Annotated in this window: 16 protein-coding genes; 12 read left to right on the forward strand and 4 right to left on the reverse strand. The window is 58.4% G+C overall.

What is annotated here, in order from left to right:
• Nucleotides 1-7: 7 nt before the first annotated feature.
• Both C4S72_RS23290 and C4S72_RS23295 read left to right on the forward strand, forming a co-directional pair.
• Nucleotides 8-1,330 (forward strand): DEAD/DEAH box helicase, encoded by a 1,323-nt coding sequence (locus tag C4S72_RS23290; RefSeq protein WP_104005602.1) that lies wholly within the window; start codon nt 8-10, stop codon nt 1,328-1,330.
• A gap of 54 nt (nt 1,331-1,384) precedes the next feature.
• Nucleotides 1,385-2,041 carry a DsbA family oxidoreductase gene (locus tag C4S72_RS23295; protein ID WP_104005689.1) on the forward strand — a complete coding sequence of 219 codons (657 nt, stop codon included), beginning with the start codon at nt 1,385-1,387 and terminating at the stop codon, nt 2,039-2,041.
• A gap of 31 nt (nt 2,042-2,072) precedes the next feature.
• Here C4S72_RS23295 and C4S72_RS23300 read toward each other — a convergent pair whose 3' ends face one another.
• Nucleotides 2,073-3,515: a mannose-1-phosphate guanylyltransferase/mannose-6-phosphate isomerase gene (locus tag C4S72_RS23300; RefSeq protein WP_104005603.1), complete on the reverse strand. Its 1,443-nt coding sequence runs from the start codon at nt 3,513-3,515 to the stop codon at nt 2,073-2,075.
• A 172-nt stretch (nt 3,516-3,687) separates the two neighbouring features.
• Here C4S72_RS23300 and C4S72_RS26155 point away from each other — a divergent pair, with 172 nt between their 5' ends.
• Nucleotides 3,688-3,810, forward strand: coding sequence for a hypothetical protein (locus C4S72_RS26155; protein ID WP_268807741.1), 123 nt, complete (start codon nt 3,688-3,690; stop codon nt 3,808-3,810).
• Between the two features lie 41 nt (nt 3,811-3,851).
• Here the strand turns inward: C4S72_RS26155 and C4S72_RS23305 are convergent, their stop codons facing one another.
• Nucleotides 3,852-4,607, reverse strand: coding sequence for an RIO1 family regulatory kinase/ATPase domain-containing protein (locus C4S72_RS23305; RefSeq protein ID WP_104005604.1), 756 nt, complete (start codon nt 4,605-4,607; stop codon nt 3,852-3,854).
• Between the two features lie 275 nt (nt 4,608-4,882).
• Here C4S72_RS23305 and C4S72_RS23310 point away from each other — a divergent pair, with 275 nt between their 5' ends.
• Complete coding sequence (locus tag C4S72_RS23310; protein ID WP_104005605.1) at nt 4,883-5,512, forward strand: hypothetical protein; 630 nt, start codon at nt 4,883-4,885, stop codon at nt 5,510-5,512.
• 191 nt (nt 5,513-5,703) lie between these two features.
• Here the strand turns inward: C4S72_RS23310 and C4S72_RS23315 are convergent, their stop codons facing one another.
• Entirely contained in the window at nt 5,704-6,114 is a 411-nt protein-coding gene (locus tag C4S72_RS23315; protein ID WP_104005606.1) for a host attachment protein, read from the reverse strand.
• A 425-nt stretch (nt 6,115-6,539) separates the two neighbouring features.
• Between C4S72_RS23315 and C4S72_RS23320 the strand changes: the two genes are divergently transcribed.
• From C4S72_RS23320 to C4S72_RS23335, 4 genes are all read left to right on the forward strand, one after another.
• Entirely contained in the window at nt 6,540-7,139 is a 600-nt protein-coding gene (locus C4S72_RS23320; RefSeq protein WP_104005607.1) for a YitT family protein, read from the forward strand.
• A gap of 101 nt (nt 7,140-7,240) precedes the next feature.
• Complete coding sequence (gene trpB / locus C4S72_RS23325) at nt 7,241-8,440, forward strand: tryptophan synthase subunit beta (RefSeq protein ID WP_104005608.1); 1,200 nt, start codon at nt 7,241-7,243, stop codon at nt 8,438-8,440.
• Between the two features lie 124 nt (nt 8,441-8,564).
• The gene (locus C4S72_RS23330) at nt 8,565-9,485 is read left to right on the forward strand and encodes a phosphate/phosphite/phosphonate ABC transporter substrate-binding protein (protein ID WP_104005609.1); all 921 of its coding nucleotides are present in this window, start codon (nt 8,565-8,567) and stop codon (nt 9,483-9,485) included.
• Nucleotides 9,485-11,026 carry a sensor domain-containing diguanylate cyclase gene (locus C4S72_RS23335; RefSeq protein WP_104005610.1) on the forward strand — a complete coding sequence of 514 codons (1,542 nt, stop codon included), beginning with the start codon at nt 9,485-9,487 and terminating at the stop codon, nt 11,024-11,026. Before C4S72_RS23330 ends, C4S72_RS23335 begins: the two co-directional genes overlap by 1 nt.
• Before the next feature lie 164 nt (nt 11,027-11,190).
• Here the strand turns inward: C4S72_RS23335 and C4S72_RS23340 are convergent, their stop codons facing one another.
• Nucleotides 11,191-14,046 (reverse strand): valine--tRNA ligase, encoded by a 2,856-nt coding sequence (locus C4S72_RS23340; protein ID WP_104005611.1) that lies wholly within the window; start codon nt 14,044-14,046, stop codon nt 11,191-11,193.
• A gap of 244 nt (nt 14,047-14,290) precedes the next feature.
• On the opposite strand from C4S72_RS23340, the gene C4S72_RS23345 reads away from it, so the two are divergent.
• Genes C4S72_RS23345 through C4S72_RS23360 form a run of 4 tightly spaced genes read left to right on the forward strand, consistent with a single transcriptional unit; the run spans nt 14,291 to nt 17,801 of the window.
• The gene (locus C4S72_RS23345) at nt 14,291-15,400 is read left to right on the forward strand and encodes an MlaE family lipid ABC transporter permease subunit (protein ID WP_104005612.1); all 1,110 of its coding nucleotides are present in this window, start codon (nt 14,291-14,293) and stop codon (nt 15,398-15,400) included.
• A complete protein-coding gene (locus tag C4S72_RS23350; protein ID WP_104005613.1) occupies nt 15,397-16,218 on the forward strand; it encodes an ABC transporter ATP-binding protein in 822 nt (273 codons plus the stop codon). Before C4S72_RS23345 ends, C4S72_RS23350 begins: the two co-directional genes overlap by 4 nt.
• 1 nt (nt 16,219) lies before the next feature.
• Nucleotides 16,220-17,158 carry an MlaD family protein gene (locus C4S72_RS23355; RefSeq protein ID WP_104005614.1) on the forward strand — a complete coding sequence of 313 codons (939 nt, stop codon included), beginning with the start codon at nt 16,220-16,222 and terminating at the stop codon, nt 17,156-17,158.
• A 10-nt stretch (nt 17,159-17,168) separates the two neighbouring features.
• Nucleotides 17,169-17,801, forward strand: a complete 633-nt coding sequence (locus C4S72_RS23360) for an ABC-type transport auxiliary lipoprotein family protein (protein WP_160115580.1) — start codon at nt 17,169-17,171, stop codon at nt 17,799-17,801.
• Nucleotides 17,802-17,844 lie beyond the last annotated feature (43 nt).

Consider the following 17,844-nt stretch of genomic DNA (forward strand, 5'->3'; position numbering starts at 1 on the left):
TCCGCACGTGACCACCTTTATCGATCTGAATCTCTGCCCCGAACTTAACGCCACCCTGGAAGCCCTGGGTTACAGCGAGCCGACCCCGGTCCAGGCCCAGGCGATCCCGCTGGTGCTGGCGGGGCATGATGTGATTGCCGAGGCACAGACCGGCACCGGCAAGACCGCCAGCTTCGCTCTGCCGATGATCGAGCGCCTGAGCAGGCAGCCGGCCAATCCCGAATATCGTGAGATCCGCGGCCTGGTGCTGGTGCCGACCCGGGAGCTGGCGATCCAGGTGGGCGATAACACGCTGGAGTACGCTCAGCTGCTGGGGATGCGGGTGATCTCCATCTTCGGTGGCGTGCGCTTCGATAATCAGATCCGCAAGATGAAGCGGGGCGCCGATATCCTCGTGGCAACGCCGGGTCGTCTGCTGGATATGCTGCAGCAGAAAAAGCTGTCCCTCGATCACCTCGAGATACTCGTCTTTGACGAAGCTGACCGGATGCTTGATCTGGGCTTTATCAACGAGATTAAGGCGCTGCTGTCATACATGCCGCGGCAGAAACAGACGTTGCTGTTCTCCGCCACGCTGGATGACAGTGTTGAAGCGCTGGCCGATGCGCTGCTGAACAACCCGCAGCGGGTTCGTGTGGCACCGCGCAATGCCGCTGCCAGCCAGGTGCGGCAGCGGGTTTATGCGGTGGATAATGCCGACAAGGCCGATGTGCTTTGTTACCTGATCAAGGGCGCTCACTGGCGGCAGACACTGGTGTTCACCCGAACCAAACGCCGAGCCGATGATCTTTGCGCGGCACTGCAGGCGGAGGGCATAGAGGCGCTGGCGATACACGGCGACAAGCATCAGCGCGAGCGCATCGCGGCGCTGAACGCTTTTGTCGAGGGTGAGATCAGCGTACTGGTGGCCACCGATGTGGCGGCGCGCGGGCTGGATATCGAAAGCCTGCCCCAGGTAGTTAACTACGACCTGCCTAACCAGCCGCAGGATTATGTGCATCGTATCGGCCGCACCGGTCGCGCCGGCCAAAAAGGTCTGGCGGTCTCGTTGGTCGGCCCGGATGAACGTCGTTTTCTCAAGCCAATATCCGACCTGATCAATAAACCGCTGCAGTTGCAGCCGGTGCCGATGGCCGAGAATGGCAAGCTGGTGGATGGCAAGGCGCTGCCGGATAAACAGCAGGGTGGGAAAGCCAAGCCTCTTAATGCTAAGTCCCAGAAAGGAAAGGGCGGCAAGAAAACCAAGTCGGCGAAGAAAGAGTTACCCCAGCAGGAAGAGGTCAAGGCACCGAGCCGCTCGGCCGGGCGGCGCTCGCTGTTCTCGAAGTAGTGGCCTGTTTAAGCTCAATGAACAGTGCAAGGAGATCAATCGTTGGAGCCTGATATGCCGGTAAAACTCAGAATAGATTTTGTCTCCGATGTGATGTGCCCCTGGTGCGCCGTCGGTTTGCATAGCCTGCTGCTTGGGCTGGAGCAGCTCAACGGAGAAGTAGAGGCCGAGATCCATTTTCATCCGTTTGAACTGACCCCCGATATGCCGGCAGAAGGTGAGCGGGTGATTCCCTACCTTTGCAACAAGTACGGGATAAGCGAGGCGCAGGTGGCGCAGAATCAGGCCCAGATCACCGAGCGCGGCGCCGAGCTTGGATTTAAATTTGATTTCCACAGCGATAGCCGCAAGTGGAACACCTTCGATACCCACAGATTGCTGCACTGGGCGGGAGAGCAGGGCAGTGACAAACAGCTGGCGCTGAAACTGGCACTGTTCGATGCCTACTTCAGCCATAACCTTAATCCGTCCGACCGGGCGCTGCTCTGTGATCTGGCGGGACAGGTGGGTTTGGACGCTGGCGAGGCTGGGCGAGTCTACGATACTGACCGATATGCAGAAGAGGTCCGCAGTGAAGAAGCGCTCTGGCAGCAGCGCGGTGTCAGCTCGGTACCGGCCATCGTCTTTAATGAACGTTACCTGGTGTCCGGCGGGCAGCCGGTTGAAACCTTTGTGAAGGTGATTCGGGATCTGCTGGCCCAGCCAGCTTGATCCTGGCCTCTGTGACGCCGTGAAGTGGCCGCTACTCGCGGCCATACCTGTCTTTGAGGCGCTCTATATCCGACTCATCCAGGAGGTCGCCTGACTGAACCTCGATCAGCTCCAGCGGAAACTTGCCCGGGTTCTCCAGACAGTGGATTTCACCCACCGGGATAAAGGTGGACTGGTTCTCGGTAACGAGACTCACCTCTTTTCCTCGAGTGACGCGTGCAGTGCCGCGCACCACGATCCAGTGCTCGGCGCGGTGGCGGTGTTTCTGCAGCGAAAGTCCTTCACCCGGATTAACCCGCAGGTGTTTGACCCGGTAGTTGCCGCTGCTATGGACCACCGTGCTGGTTCCCCAGGGGCGATAGCTTTGCGGATGCTGGCTTATTTCCTCTCGGGCGTCAGCCTCCATCCGCGAGACCAGCAGACGTATATCCTGTACCCGCTCTTTTGGTGCAACGAGCACGGCATCGGCGGTTTCAACGACGATAAGGTCTTCAACGCCAAGTGTTGTCAGCAGCCGGCTTTGGGCATAGAAGTAGCTGTTACGGCTGTCTAATGCGATGACGTCCCCTTGAGTGACGTTACCCGCCTCATCTTTTTCGCTCGCATCCCAAAGCGATGACCAGGCACCGATATCGCTCCAGCCCGCATCAAGGGGAACCACCGCCGCGGCTGCTTTCTTGTTCGTATCCTGGCTCAAAGGCTCCATCAGAGCATGATCGATCGACAGATCCGGACAGTGTGAAAACGCTTCCTGGCTCACCCGTATAAAGTCCAGATCCCGGCTTTCCCCGGCCAATGCCTCGCGGCAGTGTTTGACGATCTCGGGATGGTAGTGACTCAGCTCTTCCACCAATCGGCTGGCGCGAAACAGAAACATGCCGCTGTTCCAAAAATGCTTGCCGCTGCAGATAAAACGCTCGGCCAGTGCCCGGTCGGGCTTTTCCCGGAAACAGGCGACTTCGAAGCTCTCTGATTCCAAGCCCTCTGAAAGTGGAGCACCGCACTCGATATAGCCGTAGCCGGTGTGAGGCTCGGTGGGGATGATGCCAAAAGTGACCAGTTTTCCCGCCTCGGCCAGAGGCAGAGCCGCAACCAGGCTGCTGTGAAATGCGGTTTCATCCTTGATCAGGTGATCGGCCGGCAGCACCAGCAGTAGTGGATCATCGCCACAGGCGCAGGCACGCAGGGCTGTCAGTGCGATGGCCGGCGCAGTGCCGCGAGCCTCGGGCTCCAGCAGCAGAGAGGCGTTCTGCAGTGAGAGCTGGCGCAGCTGTTCTGCGGCAAGGAAGCGGTGCTCTTCCTGACAGATCAGCCAGGGAGGCGCACTATCGATGCCTTTCAGTCGCTCAAGGGTTGCCTGTAGCAGAGATAATGAGCTGTCTGTCAGTGCCAGAAACTGTTTCGGGTACGCCTGGCGCGATAGTGGCCAAAGCCTTGTACCTGAACCGCCGGCGAGAATGACAGGAAGAAGCATGTGGAATCCTTGCGGAGTGATAGAGACGCTGTGACAGGCGATGAATTCTACAGTGGCTGGCCGGGTTGGGGTATCTAGTGCGCGGTGTACTCGTGGGAGAGGTTCCTTGCAATGAAGCCTGAGTGTCAGACAACACCGCTACTTCCCGTTTCTGTTTATCGTGATTCTGTTGATGGACGCAGGTGTATCGGCGGCTATGACGGTGCTGATCTATGTGATTCTGCTGCCGTTGGCGATCTGCGCTAATCGCCGGGACCAGCGTGTGCCGCGAAAACGGGTACACGCCAGTCTTTAGCTGAGCAGTGAACGAGGAAGTGATGGTGGGGATAGCGAGGATCAGCTGCGGCTGCGAGAGCAGATCAGGCGTTTCAGGCGTCGTTTCAGGCGGGCAACCGGATAGCCACGGAAGATCCAGCGTTTACGTACCTGGTTATATTCTTCGAGGTAGACGGCATGCTCTGCTGGCAGAGGCTCCTCGCAGAGAATTTTCCACGCTTTGTAGACACCGGTGATATCGGCGCCTTTCATAAAACGTTGCAGGCCTGCAGGGAAAGAACGGAACCCGATAGCCGATTGAAAGTCGATGCAGTAAGGCTTCCCGTCCGGTCCTACCAGTACATTGCCAAGGTTGCGAAGGTCCAGGTGAACCAGTCCCTGCTGGTGCATACGGGAAACGAGCTTTTCGAAGTCGGTGAAAAACTGGCGTGGCAGGCGCTGCCCGGACTGCTTTATTTTGCTCAGCGGAGTACCTTCGATAAATGGGTACGCCAGCATGCTTTCAGAGAGTCTGTAGCAGTTTGGTGTAATGCCGGGCTGGCCGGCGAGCCGATTCAGTACCTGGGCTTCATGACCGACAATAAAACGCGCGAAGGTTTTACGTAACAACCAGTTACAGCGCGCGAAGTCCTTGATGACAAGGTCGAGGTTGTTGTCTTTGTAACGCATGACTACGGCGTTGGCGCAATGTCCGGTGTCGCGCAGCACGCTTAGATTCTCCGGGTGGAATCTAAGATCAGGGAATTGCTGCTGCAGCGAGGTAAGTACAGTGCTTTGCTGCAGACAGGATGGAGACAGGGTGAGGGTTTCGTTCATTACAGCCGATTTAATAAAGCGTTAAGGATTGGTTAAATATAATTGTATCATGCAGGTAATTGCGTTCCGGTGATTACTCTGTGCCGAAAAAAGCGAATACTCTGTTTCCGAAAATGGAATCAAGAGCTATGTAAATAATTGATATGAATGATATTTATTAATTGAAGATCGGAAAGGGACAGAGCCCACTATAGTAAGAGTCGAACGGGCTTTTTCGAGGGACCGGCGCTGGACTTTCAGCTTGCGGCTTGGTCCTGAAAGCAGGAGGTTGAGGTATGAAACGTTCAATATTGGCCTGTTGTGCCGCATCGATATTGCTGGCGGGATGCGCAGGCCCTTCCTACTGGCATGAGCCACCAGCTGCTGCGTCAGGAAGCGGTGAGCCTGATATATGGCAGGGGCTGGTACGCAATGGCACCCTGCATTACTTCAGCCGCGACAGACTGATGCATGCGATTTCCGTGCGCTGTGCTTCATATACGGATCTGGTCAGCCTGACACGCGAGGGGGACAGGGTTGAGATCAGCCTGGGCAGTGACCCTGCGCTGGAGTTTGATACGGGTATTGATGCCGATGGCCGTTTCAGCCTGGTGCAGCCAGTAGAGGGTGATACCTGGGTATACGGCGGTGTGATGTTGTTTGACGATGCACCGGAACTGCACCTCTGGGGGCAGTTGGATGAGGTCACAGGGTTGGGTGAAGGGCGCGTCAACGTGTCGCCGGGCGATGAGCGTCTGGGTTGCGTTGGTTATTTCCAGGTCAGCCGCAATGGCGGGTCTCCGGATGAGAGCGAGCGGGGGAGTGCATTTAAGGTTCGCTACTGGATCGACGAGGTGGATAGCTTTGATAATCCCTGGTTTTCAGGTCTTCCTCCCAGACCCTTTCCCCATTTCTGGCGCTACTGAGTTTTTGGCGCTAATGAGTCTCTGGTACTAATGAGTTTCTGGCACTAGGAAGTTTTTGGCGTTACGAAATACCTTATCGGTATGGATGTTGAGGGGGCTGGATCTCAGGTACTTACCACTTAGCTGAAAGCCCGGGCATCTGCCCGGGCTTTTCCGTTTTAGAGAGTTAAAAGCGCTTGGCGCAGGCCTTCTCAGTCGCGAATGGTCGGGAAGGCGGCAAAGGCTTTCTGCACGTCTGCAACCGGCAGGTTAGTGAGCTTTTTACCTATATCGCCGCGCAGGTGCCGGCGTACGTGATCATCCATGGCGTCGCGGACCAGTCCGAGAAATTGCGGCGGGGCAGACAGGTAGAATCCCCTGATCTCGTTGGTGTCGACGGCATTACGAAGTTTGGCGACGATATCGCGCGCGAAGCGTTTATCTTCGGTTTCGCGGGCGGATGTTTTTGTGGGGATGCTCGGGGCATCGGTCACCAGGTCGCTCTCTTTGACCCGGGCCTGGGGGTGTACCAGATTTGTCAGCTCTTCCAGTTCTCCGCGGGGTTTCTCCTGTGTATAAATCACTGCTTTCGACGCATCTGCAACGACTATCCAATCTGGCATAACACACCTCTTCTTCTGGGGTTGGCTTGTTGGTTTACGAGTGGGCCGCTTGCGGCCGAGATTCCTTTCCTTCAAAGGGCTATGTGTAGGAAATAAGACCCCGCGATGCGGTGTTAGATCCCTACAGCCTTCTATATGTTTAGACCAACTCGGCGTTTCCGACCTATCCTCGCGTTCGTTTGTGCGCGCTGATGAGGCGAAATCGCACCAGCGTGGTGAGCAATTGGGCAAGGGTTTTTCTAAGTTGCTGATTTATAATGACGCTAACGCTGGCATACCTGCTGCATCAACTCTGCTGTATCATCACACGCTGTTTCGCCCGGGCTTACCGGCCAAAAGGGTGAAATTCAGGTGGAGAATCCAAAAGATTCTTATCCACATCACATTTTCGGTTCGGACCGCCACAAGCGGAGGGAGTCGTACACATGGTTACTACACATCGCTGGCTTTCCATTCTGGAAGGCTGTCTGCTCGTTGCCTTGGGCATACATCTACTTGAAGCCTCGGGTCTGCTGATCAGCGGTACCGCGGGGATGGGCCTTATTCTTAAACAGGTCACCGACCTGAGTTTCGGTCAGCTGTTTTTTCTGTTGAACCTGCCGTTCTATCTGCTGGCCATACGCTGCCTGGGCTGGGCGTTTGCCTTGCGTACCTTTGTGGCAGTCAGTATTTTGTCGGGGCTGTCTGAGCTGATGCGGCTCTGGGCTGACTTCAATATGCAGGAGCCGGTCCTGGCGGCCGTACTGGGCGGCATGCTGGTGGGCTTTGGCCTGATTATCCTGTTCCGTCATCATGCATCCCTGGGCGGTGTGAATATCCTGGCGATCTTTTTTGAAAAACGGTTCGATATCCATGCCGGGAAAACGACTCTGGCCTGTGATCTGCTGATCGGGGCCTGCGGCTTTGCGGTTTATTCACCGGTGCAGATGGCCTGGTCGCTGGCGGCGTTCCTGGCGCTGAGCTCAGTCGTTGGGCGCTATCATCGGCCACCGCGCTGGGCAAGGGTGCCTCAGCAAGTGGGATAAAACAGGCTAACCGATTGCTTTTACACAAAGGTTGGGTTGCTTCGACCTGTCGTTGATTTTATGTTGTCTTCACAACGAACAGTCAACAGTAAGGCAGCGGTATGAGTTATCTGAAGCAGTATCCAAACCAAGATGGTTATTTCGGCGATTTCGGCGGTGCTTTTCTGCCGCCGGAACTGGAGTCCCAGTTTGCCGAGATCAACAGGGCATATCTGGCGCTGGGTCGCTCGGCGGATTTTCTCAATGAGCTGCGTTATATCCGCAAGCACTACCAGGGGCGCCCAACGCCGGTTTCTTACGCCCGTAACCTGAGCCGCGAAACCGGTGCCCAGATTTACCTCAAGCGTGAAGACCTGAACCACTCCGGCGCTCATAAGCTTAATCATTGTATGGCCGAAGCGCTGCTCGCCAAGCACATGGGCAAAACCAAGCTGATCGCCGAAACCGGTGCCGGCCAGCACGGCGTGGCGCTGGCCACTGCGGCCGCCTACTTCGGCATGGAATGCGAGATCCACATGGGCGAGATCGATATCGCCAAGGAAGCGCCCAACGTTACCCGCATGAAGCTGCTTGGCGCTGAAGTGGTGCCGGTAGGCTTTGGCGGTCGCAGTCTGAAAGAGGCAGTGGATTCCGCGTTCCAGTCCTATCTCGGTCAGGCGGAAACGGCGCTGTTCGCCATCGGTTCGGTGGTCGGTCCGCATCCCTTCCCGCTGATGGTACGAGACTTCCAGTCCGTGATCGGTACCGAAGCCAGGGAGCAGTTCCTGGAACTGGTGGGCGAACTGCCGGATCAGGTCGGCGCCTGCCTCGGTGGCGGCTCCAACGCCATGGGTATCTTCAGTGGTTTTATTGATGACGAAGGCGTCAGCCTCAACGGCGTCGAGCCCCTGGGTAAGGGCACCAAGCTTGGTGAGCACTCCGCCACCATGACTTTCGGCAAGCCGGGCATGATCCACGGCTTCAAGTGCCTACTGCTGAGCGATGAAGAAGGCAACCCGGCTCCGGTGCACTCCATCGCTTCTGGCCTGGATTATCCGGGCGTAGGCCCTGAGCACTCCTTCCTGAAAACCTCCGGCCGCGTGAATTACCATGCCATCAGCGATGATGAAACGCTGGACGCTTTCTACAAACTGTCACGTATGGAAGGGATCATCCCTGCGCTTGAGAGTGCTCATGCCGTGGCCTGGGCTATGAAGCATGGCCGCGAGAATCCTGGCGAAACCATCCTGATCAACCTGTCCGGTCGTGGTGATAAGGATATCGATTACGTCGCTGACAACTTTGGCTTTGAAGGAAGCTGACCGGCGAAGGGTGACAGCACCCGCTGTCGCCCGTTTTTGCTTACTGTCGCAGTATTAATACCCAAGCTAAGGCGATACACTTTAGTGGTTACTGTTATAGGCGCGATGCCTGGAGAACAGCTCAATGGCATGGCGCTTGAGCGGCATAAGCAACCGACTTCTTTTTCTTACCTCTGTGTTGATGTTGATGCTTCTGGCGGCAGGTCCGCTGAAGGCGGAGACTCGTCCACAGGACTCTGTAAGCATCAGCCTCGCCACCTATCCCTTTGGCGATGCGGCGAGCATCCACCAGGCGTTTTCGCCGCTGGCTCAGTATCTTGAAACGCGTTTGGGAGTCAGGGTTAACCTGATCGTGACGCGGGATTACGCGGAGCTGGCGCGGCGGCTTGATGAGGGAACCGTGGATCTGGCCTGGATCGGGTCAGCCAACTACGTCAGCACTTTCGATAGTGAGCGGCGCCCGCAATACATTGCGACTTACCGTGAGCGCTCCAAGGAGAGCGGAGAGGTTCATGCCTTTTACCGTGCCGTCATACTGGCGCTGGCAAGCTCCGGTTATTCCGGGCTGGCCGATCTTCAGGGTAAACGATTCGGTTTCACCGACCCGGATTCCACCTCGGGTCATGTCTATCCCCGGATGATGCTGGAACAGCAGCAGATCGACCCGGAACGCTTTTTCTCCGATACCTATTTTCTGGGCACCCACCGCAGCGTGATTGAAGCGCTGCTCGCTGGTTCTATTCAGGCGGGGGCGGTTTCCGATGGCACCTATTACACCGCTATGGCGGAGCACCCCGGCGAGCTCCAGGTGCTGGCCTGGTCTGACCCTATCCCACTGGATGCGATTGTGGCGGCGTTTGATCTATCGTCGGAGACCGTCGATCAGGTGCGCCAGGCCCTGCTGGATATTGGCACTGGCGACCATCCTGTTAACCTTGCGATTCAGCAAAACCTTGCCTGGCCCGCGGCCGGTTTTGAACAGCGCTCCGCGGAGTTCTACCTGCCACTGAAACGTGCGCTTGCAGGACCTTCTCTGGAGCCTTGATGAAGCTGGTAAGGCAGGTTCTTCTCACCGCGATTTTGCCCCTGGCTGCAGTGTTGCTGGCCGGCGTCTGGCTGCTAAGCAGCTCGGTCGACAAGCAGGAAAAGCAGATCCAGCAGGAGGATGAACTGCTGCAGCAGGTTGTTCGCGCCCGCGTGATTAGCTTGCTGGGCAGTGTTGATGCGGCCAGTAAAATACTGGCGTTGAATCGTGAAGCAGTGCTCGCGGTGCGGGATCATAACGTCAATATCCTCTACGAGCTGGGCCGGCAATATGAACCGCTGCAGCTTAGCCGCATCACCTATCTGGATCTGCAGGGGCGGGTGCTGAGTCGTTCTGATGATCGCTACCGTTTTGGCGATGACCTCAGTAAACGCGATGAAATTAGCCAGTTGCTGGCCGATGGAGTGCAGGCCGGAGATCGGGTTGCCGGGCTTTTTCAGCAGGAGGACGGCCTCTATTACCTGATCGCCCGACCTGTGCTGCAGTATCAGGAGATTCCCATTGGCATCGTCGTCAGCCAGGTCAAGGTCACGCCTGAGCGACTAAAGCAGCTGGTGCTGGGGACCGGTGCAGATATTGAGATTCAGATCGGCGGTCAGCGTTTCTCATCGATTGATGAGCCTGAAGGTGCAGCAAAGGAAACGGTTCGGCGCGTTGTGCCGATGGCCTTTGGCGGTCGCAGCGCAGGCCTGGTCGTAGAAGAAGCGCAGCTTCTGCTCTGGCCCGATCGCGGCATCCATTCTGTGGACAGCCTGGCGCGTCAGTTGCTGGTTCTCTTCGTGGTGTTGCTGGTTCTGTTGCCGGTTCTATTGATGTGGATTTTGCGCCGCTATCTTCGTCCCTACGCCGAACTGGTTGAAGAGCTGCAGCAGCTGTCGGTGGGTAGTGTCGATCTGGGAGTGATCCGCAACAAGCTGGGGCGTGATTTTTGCGACGCGCCGGAACAGGTGGGTCGTGTGGCTCAGGCGATCTCCGGTATGGCGCAGACATTGGAACGCCAGATGGATGAGCTTGAGCATCTGGCGGTCACTGACCAGCTCACAGGCCTTAAGAACCGACGTTTTCTGACCGCCTCGATGCAACATGCCATGGCGCGCATCTATCGTCACGGTGGGCAGATGAGCGTTCTGTTGATCGACCTGGACGAGTTCAAGCGGATCAATGACCGCCTGGGCCACGACAAGGGCGATGAACACCTGCGCAGTGTGGCTGGCATTTTCCGCGATAACTGTCGCAGCAGCGATATTATCGCTCGCTGGGGCGGGGAGGAGTTCATGCTGCTCTGCCCGGACCTGGAGCTGGAAGGTGCCGGTGAACTGGCCGAAAAGCTCCGTCGGCTGGTGGAGGCGCAGCGCAGCAATGAGGTGAAGCTGATCGGCTCTGAGGGCTATGTCGGGACCCTGAGTGTTGGCGTCACCCAATGGCAGCCGGGTGAAACCACCGAACAGCTGCTGCAGCGTGTCGACAGGGCGCTGTACCGGGCAAAACAGCAGGGACGTAACCGGGTGGAGGTCTGCCAGCAGGTCGGAGCGTCGGCCTAGCAAGCATCCCGAGGGTCGCTCGTCCCAAACCGTCAGAGCGGATAATTAGGGCCTATAGCCGGGCGAGAGACCGGGCAGCGTGGTGCCGAAATCTTATTCAGGACGGGACAAGCCAAAAAAAAAGCCGGAGCAGATGCCCCGGCTTTTTTAGTTTTGCCTCTGGATCAGAGCGCCTCAATCTTGGCGTACTGTTCCTGCAGCTTGGTCTGTGCTTCCTGAGAAGCGGCGATCTTCTCGCGCTCCTTGGCGACCACGGCTTCCGGCGCATTGGCGACGAACTTCTCGTTCGACAGCTTGCCTTCCACACGCTTGATCTCGCCGGTGAGGCGGTCGATCTCTTTCTGCAGACGCGCCAGTTCCGCTTCCTTGTCGATCAGGTCGGCCATCGGTACCAGCACTTCCATCTTGCCGACCAGCTGGGTCGCGGACATCGGTGCGTCTTCCGGGTTGTCCAGCCAGGTCAGTGAGCTGAGTTTGGCTAGTTTTTTCAGGAACGCAGCGTTATCTTCCATACGACGCTTGTCGTCGGCGTCGCCGTGGGCGAACAGCAGATCCAGATCCTGAGACGGCGCGATCTTCATCTCGCCACGGATGTTACGCACACCGGCGATCACACCCTTGAGCCATTCGATATCGGTTTCCGCCTGAGCGTCGATCTTGCTCTCTTCAGCGACCGGGTAGGACTTGAGCATGATGGTGTCGCCATCGGTGCCGGCCAGTTCCTTGATCGCCTGCCAGATCTCTTCGGTGATGAACGGCATGATCGGGTGCGCCAGACGCAGGATCGCTTCCAGCACGCGTACCAGGGTGCGGCGGGTGCCGCGCTTGGCTTCGGCGGAGGCGTTGTCGTCCCAGAGTACCGGTTTGGACAGCTCCAGGTACCAGTCGCAGTACTGGTTCCAGACGAAGTCGTAGATGGTCTGCGCCGCCAGGTCGAAGCGGAACTCGTCCATATGCTTGGTGACGGTGCTTTCTGCGCGCTGCAGTTCGCTGATGATCCAGCGATCCGCCAGGGACAGGTCCACGTCGCCACCGCTCTGACCGCAGTCTTCACCTTCGGTGTTCATCTGCACATAGCGTGCAGCGTTCCAGATCTTGTTACAGAAGTTACGGTAGCCTTCCAGACGCTTCATATCCCAGTTGATATCGCGGCCGGTGGAGGCCAACGCCGCCAGGGTGAAACGCAGGGCGTCGGTACCGTGAGCGGCGATCCCTTCCGGGAACTGCTTCTCGGTACGCTTGCCGATTTTCTCGGCCAGTTGCGGCTGCATCATGTTGCCGGTACGTTTTTCCAGCAGTTCCGGCAGGCCGATACCGTCGATCATGTCCAGCGGGTCGAGTACGTTGCCCTTGGACTTGGACATCTTGTCGCCGCTTTCGTCGCGGATCAGGCCGGTAACGTACACGTTCTTGAACGGAACTTGCGGCTTGCCATCCTCGTCCTTCATGAAGTGCAGCGTGAACATGATCATGCGTGCAACCCAGAAGAAGATGATGTCGAAGCCGGTGACCAGCGTATCGGACGGGTGGAATGTCTTCAGGCGGTCGGTATTTTCCGGCCAGCCCAGGGTACCGAAGGTCCACAGCGCGGAGCTGAACCAGGTGTCGAGGACGTCATCGTCCTGACGCAGTTCGGTTTCCAGGTCCAGGCCGTATTTTTCGCGGGCAGCTTCGGCGGAGGCGGCTACATAGACGTTACCGGCATCGTCATAGAACGCCGGGATACGGTGGCCCCACCAGAGCTGACGGGAGATACACCAGTCCTGGATATCGCGCATCCAGGCGAAGTACATGTTTTCGTACTGCTTGGGTACGAACTTGATATCGCCATCTTCGACCGCCTTGATCGCAGGCTTCGCCAGGGTCTTGGCATCGCAGAACCACTGGTCGGTCAGCATCGGCTCGATCACCACGCCACCGCGGTCGCCGTAGGGCACGGTCATATCGTTTTCGTCGATCTTGACCAGCAGGCCGGCCTCTTCCATATCGGCAACGACCTGTTTGCGCGCCGCGAAGCGCTCCATGCCGTGGTATTTCTCCGGCAGGCTCGGGTCCAGTTCGTTGTTAACGGTGCCGTCGAAGTTGAACACCTGGGCTTCGTCGCGGATATCGGCGTTCAGGGTCAGCACGTTGATCATCGGCAGCTTCTGACGCTGACCTACCTGGTAGTCGTTGAAGTCGTGCGCCGGGGTGATCTTCACGCAGCCGGTGCCTTTCTCCATGCTGGCGTGCTCATCGGCCACGATGGGGATGCGGCGGCCGGTCAGCGGCAGCTCGATGAACTTGCCGACCAGGTTGTCGTAACGCTCATCTTCCGGGTTAACCGCAACGCCGGTATCACCGAGCAGGGTTTCCGGACGGGTAGTACCGACAACGATGTAGTCCAGGCCATCTTTGGTCTTTTCGCCATCGGCCAGCGGGTAACGCAGGTACCACATCTTGCCTTTGACTTCGCGGTTCTCCACTTCCAGGTCGGAGATGGCGGTGTGCAGTTTCGGATCCCAGTTGACCAGGCGCTTGCCACGGTAGATCAGACCCTGATCGTGCAGGCGGATAAACACCTCCTGCACCGCGTGGTAGAAACCGGAGTCCATGGTGAAACGTTCGGTGGGCCAGTCGACCGAGTTACCCAGGCGGCGCATCTGACCGGTGATGGTGCCACCGGACTGCTCTTTCCACTCCCAGACCTTCTCGATAAACGCATCGCGGCCCAGGTCGTAGCGGCTCTCGCCGGTTTCGGCGGCCAGTTTGCGCTCAACCACCATCTGGGTGGCGATACCGGCGTGGTCGGTACCTACCTGCCACAGGGTGTTGCGGCCCTGCATACGGCGGTAGCGGATCAGAGAATCCATGATAGTGTGCTGGAAGGCGTGACCCATGTGCAGGCTGCCGGTGACGTTGGGCGGCGGGATCATGATGCTGTAGGCGTCGCCTTCACCGGAGGGCGCGAAGTAGCCCTTCTCTTCCCAGGTCTGGTACCAGGATTTTTCAATCTCGTGTGGCTGGTAAGTCTTGTCCATTGGGTCCGTATCTCTGATCGTTTTGGCCGCTCGGATGGCTGTCTGACGCGGGCTGGGCGTAACTGATCGCGCTACTGTAAAGTACGCTGCGTTAGGCCTGTGGAGCACCGGGCGTCGGCAACTCGGTCGAAACCGGGCATTATACAGTCTGGGAGAGGTCGATTACAGGGCCGTGACCCGGCTTGAAGCGGGCACAGAGCATCGCGAAAATGGGACCTAAACAGTTCAGAAACGGAAGCCGCTGATGGATCAGGCCGAGCCTGGAATAGAACAGGGTGCAACAACGCGACTGCTCGGTGAGTGGACGCTGTCGCGGCACGCCCAGATCAAGCGCCTGCTGGCTCAGTCTCCGGTGCCCGAGGGCGATCTCTGCCTGAAACAGATCAGCGCCCTGGATACCGCCGGGGCGACGCTGCTGATTCGCTGGCTGGGTGTGGAACGGTTACAGCAGATCATTAGCAGCGACACCGAGCTGCAGCCGGAGCGCAAGGCGCTGCTGGAAACCCTGACCCGCGCCATGGGCCGAGAGCCGGCTGCGCGACAGAAACCACCCAATGCGCTGATTCAGGCGCTGGAGCTGTTGGGCCAGCAAACCGAGACCCTGGCGCGGCATTTCTGGCAGCTGAGCGGCTTTGTCGGTTACGTGCTGCAGACGCTGGCCACAGTGCTGCCGCGACCCTCACGCTGGCGCATGACGGCGCTGGTGAACCAGATTCATCAGACCGGCCTCAATGCGGTGCCGATTGTGGCGCTGCTCACCTTCCTGGTGGGCGCGGTGGTCGCCTTCCTTGGCGCCACGGTACTGGGCGAGTTTGGCGCCGAGATCTATACCGTCAACCTGGTGGCTTACTCCTTTCTGCGCGAGTTCGGCGTGATCCTGGCGTCGATTCTGCTCGCCGGGCGCACGGCCAGCGCCTTTACCGCCCAGATCGGTTCCATGAATGCCAATGAGGAGCTCGACGCCCTGCGAACTCTGGGGCTCAGTCCCATCGAGCTGCTGGTGGTCCCCAGGGTACTGGCGCTGCTGATTACGCTGCCGCTGCTGACCTTTGTGGCAGTGGTGTCGGGGCTGGTCGGTGGCGCCTTGGTGTCGGTGGTTTCGCTGGATATCGCCCTGAGCCAGTACCTGTCGATTCTCGCCGATGTGCCGCTGAAGCATTACCTGGTCGGTATGGTCAAAGCCCCGGTGTTTGCCTTTGTCATCGCGGTGATCGGCTGCATGGAGGGGTTCCGGGTCGGTGGCAGCGCTGAGTCCGTGGGGCAGCACACCACCTCCAGCGTGGTGCAGTCGATCTTTATGGTGATCCTGCTCGATGCCGTGGCGGCGTTATTCTTCATGGAGATGGGCTGGTGACGGACGAAGCCATTATTGAGGTGCGAGGCCTGAGTAACCGCTTTGGCGATAACTCGGTGCACGAGAATCTGGATCTGGATCTGTATCGCGGAGAGATCCTGGGTGTTGTGGGTGGCTCGGGTACCGGCAAGTCGGTGCTGTTACGCTCCATCGTCGGTCTGAACCGACCCAGCGCCGGTGAGGTCAGACTGTTCGGTCAGAACCTGCTGGCGCTGCCGGTGGAAGAGCGTTCACGACTCGAGCAGCGCCTTGGCGTGCTGTTTCAGGGCGGAGCGCTGTTCAGTTCTCTGACCGTGCGGGAAAACGTCGCGCTGCCGCTGATCGAGCATGCCGGTCTTAGCCGTGACGATGCCGAGGAGCTGGCGGAGGTGAAGCTGGCGCTGTCGGGCCTGGCGCCTCATGCCGGTGATCTTTATCCCGCATCGCTGTCCGGCGGCATGATCAAACGCGCCTCGCTGGCGCGGTCCCTGGCGATGGACCCGGATGTGCTGTTTCTTGATGAGCCCACGGCAGGGCTCGATCCCATCGGCGCGTCCGATTTCGATCAGCTGCTGCTGACGCTGCGCAATGCGCTGGGGCTCACCGTGTTTATGGTCACCCATGATCTGGATTCGCTCTGGACCGTGTGTGACCGTATCGCCGTGCTGTCGCAGAAACGGGTGCTGGTGGCGGATGCGCCGGAACGGGTGGCGGAATACCCGGACGATTGGATACAAAGTTATTTCAAAGGTCCCCGTGGGCGGGCTGCTCATAGATCTTTGAACGAAAGCTCAGTAGAAAATAGCGCCGTTAAAGAGAGTGGGTTGCAAAGGAGCTGATATGGAAACGCGCGCGCATCATGTAGTGGTCGGCCTGTTTACGCTGGTGGCGTTATTGGCGGCGCTGGGCTTTGGCGTATGGCTGGTGAACTCCGGCAAACAGGAGGAAACCCTCAGCTACCGGGTGGTGTTCAACGAGGCGGTCAGCGGCCTTAGTGTGGGCAGCCAGGTGAAGTACAGCGGGCTGCGCGTGGGCGAGGTGCGACAGCTGGCGCTGGATCCTGCCGATCCACGCCGCGTGCTGGCCGATATCGAGGTTAACGCCACCACACCGATCAACCAAGCTACGGTGGCGAAACAGGCGATCGCCAATATCACCGGCTCCGCCAATATCCTTTTGACCACCGATAACCCCAAGGCGCCGCCGCTGGAGAGGCATGAGGATGCGTTGCCGATTATTCAGGCGGAGCCGTCTGCCTTTGGTTCGCTGATCGGCAACAGCGAAACCCTGTTTGCCAATGTTAACGAGCTGGTGGAGCAGGGCGCCAAGCTGCTCTCGCCTGATAATATCGAGCGTATCGGCCTGATTATCCACAACCTGGAACGGGTATCCTCCGATCTGGCCGATTCGCGCAGTGACGTTTCGACCAGCCTGAATGAGCTGACCCTGGCCGCGCAGGAAGCGCAGCGGGTGATGCTCGATGCCCGGGAACTGATGGGCCATGCCGATGAGCTGCTGGTGTCCCGCGGCGGTCCCATGTTCGATGAGGGGCAGAAGGCGATGCGTTCTCTGGCCAGCAGCAGCGAACAGCTGGAAGGCTTGCTGAGCCGCAATGCCACGCAGCTGGATAAGGGCTTTCAGGGTGTAGCGGAGATTGGGCCTGTGATGCGTGAGCTGCAGCGCAGCCTGGGCACGCTGAACCGTATCCTGTCGCGACTGGAAGAGGACCCGGCGGGTTACCTGACCGGCCAGGCTCCGGCCAATGAATTTACCCCTTAAGAGGCAGAGCATGTTGCGATCTGAGGCGCCGAAAAAAGTGAATAAGGGATTAGTGCTTGGGCTCTCCCTGGTGTTTATCTCTGCCCTGGGCGGCTGCAGTTTGATCCCGGAGTCCGATCCGGTACAGAGCTGGACACTGCAGCCGGTCGCCAAGCAGGATCTTGGGCCCGTTGAACTCTCTGATCTGCGTGTGTTGCGCGCCCAGGCACAGGATCTGCTCAGCGGCCGCTACCTGCTGGTGGTACCCGAGGGGCAGCCGGTCAGCGTGTACAAGGGCAACCGCTGGAGCGCCAACGTGCCGACACTCTGGCGCGATTACCTGGTCCATGCGCTGCAGAGCGACAGCCGCTTTGCCCATATCAGCAGTGACAGCGCCAGAATCGACGCCCGCTATGAGCTGGTCAGCCGGCTCGATGCTTTTCAGAGCGAGTATCGCGATGGTGAACCGGTGGCGGTGATGCGCGGCTATCTGCAACTGATCGACAGCGATAGTCGGACGTTGATTGCCGAGCGGGCCATCGAACTATCGAAACCGGCCGCTGGCACCGAGGTCAGCGCCGTTGTAGATGCGTTTTCCGAGGTAATGGCGGATGCCGTTGAAGAGATTAAAACCTGGCTGCTGCGGGTGACGCCGAAGGGCTGAGCGTTATCCAAGCAACGTAAGCAAAGTAAGCAACGTAAGCAAC

The sequence above is a fragment of the Marinobacterium lutimaris genome, from assembly GCF_900108065.1.
Classification (GTDB): Bacteria; Pseudomonadota; Gammaproteobacteria; order Pseudomonadales; family Balneatricaceae; genus Marinobacterium_D; species Marinobacterium_D lutimaris.

What these genes read in the sequence shown, in the direction of transcription:
- C4S72_RS23295 (WP_104005689.1), top strand. Translation starts at nt 1,385, where the DNA reads ATGCCGGTAAAACTCAGAATAGATTTTGTCTCCGATGTGATGTGCCCC.
- C4S72_RS23300 (WP_104005603.1), bottom strand. Translation starts at nt 3,515, where the DNA reads ATGCTTCTTCCTGTCATTCTCGCCGGCGGTTCAGGTACAAGGCTTTGG.
- C4S72_RS26155 (WP_268807741.1), top strand. Translation starts at nt 3,688, where the DNA reads ATGGACGCAGGTGTATCGGCGGCTATGACGGTGCTGATCTATGTGATT.
- C4S72_RS23305 (WP_104005604.1), bottom strand. Translation starts at nt 4,607, where the DNA reads ATGAACGAAACCCTCACCCTGTCTCCATCCTGTCTGCAGCAAAGCACT.
- C4S72_RS23310 (WP_104005605.1), top strand. Translation starts at nt 4,883, where the DNA reads ATGAAACGTTCAATATTGGCCTGTTGTGCCGCATCGATATTGCTGGCG.
- C4S72_RS23315 (WP_104005606.1), bottom strand. Translation starts at nt 6,114, where the DNA reads ATGCCAGATTGGATAGTCGTTGCAGATGCGTCGAAAGCAGTGATTTAT.
- C4S72_RS23320 (WP_104005607.1), top strand. Translation starts at nt 6,540, where the DNA reads ATGGTTACTACACATCGCTGGCTTTCCATTCTGGAAGGCTGTCTGCTC.
- trpB (WP_104005608.1), top strand. Translation starts at nt 7,241, where the DNA reads ATGAGTTATCTGAAGCAGTATCCAAACCAAGATGGTTATTTCGGCGAT.
- C4S72_RS23330 (WP_104005609.1), top strand. Translation starts at nt 8,565, where the DNA reads ATGGCATGGCGCTTGAGCGGCATAAGCAACCGACTTCTTTTTCTTACC.
- C4S72_RS23335 (WP_104005610.1), top strand. Translation starts at nt 9,485, where the DNA reads ATGAAGCTGGTAAGGCAGGTTCTTCTCACCGCGATTTTGCCCCTGGCT.
- C4S72_RS23340 (WP_104005611.1), bottom strand. Translation starts at nt 14,046, where the DNA reads ATGGACAAGACTTACCAGCCACACGAGATTGAAAAATCCTGGTACCAG.
- C4S72_RS23345 (WP_104005612.1), top strand. Translation starts at nt 14,291, where the DNA reads ATGGATCAGGCCGAGCCTGGAATAGAACAGGGTGCAACAACGCGACTG.
- C4S72_RS23355 (WP_104005614.1), top strand. Translation starts at nt 16,220, where the DNA reads ATGGAAACGCGCGCGCATCATGTAGTGGTCGGCCTGTTTACGCTGGTG.
- C4S72_RS23360 (WP_160115580.1), top strand. Translation starts at nt 17,169, where the DNA reads ATGTTGCGATCTGAGGCGCCGAAAAAAGTGAATAAGGGATTAGTGCTT.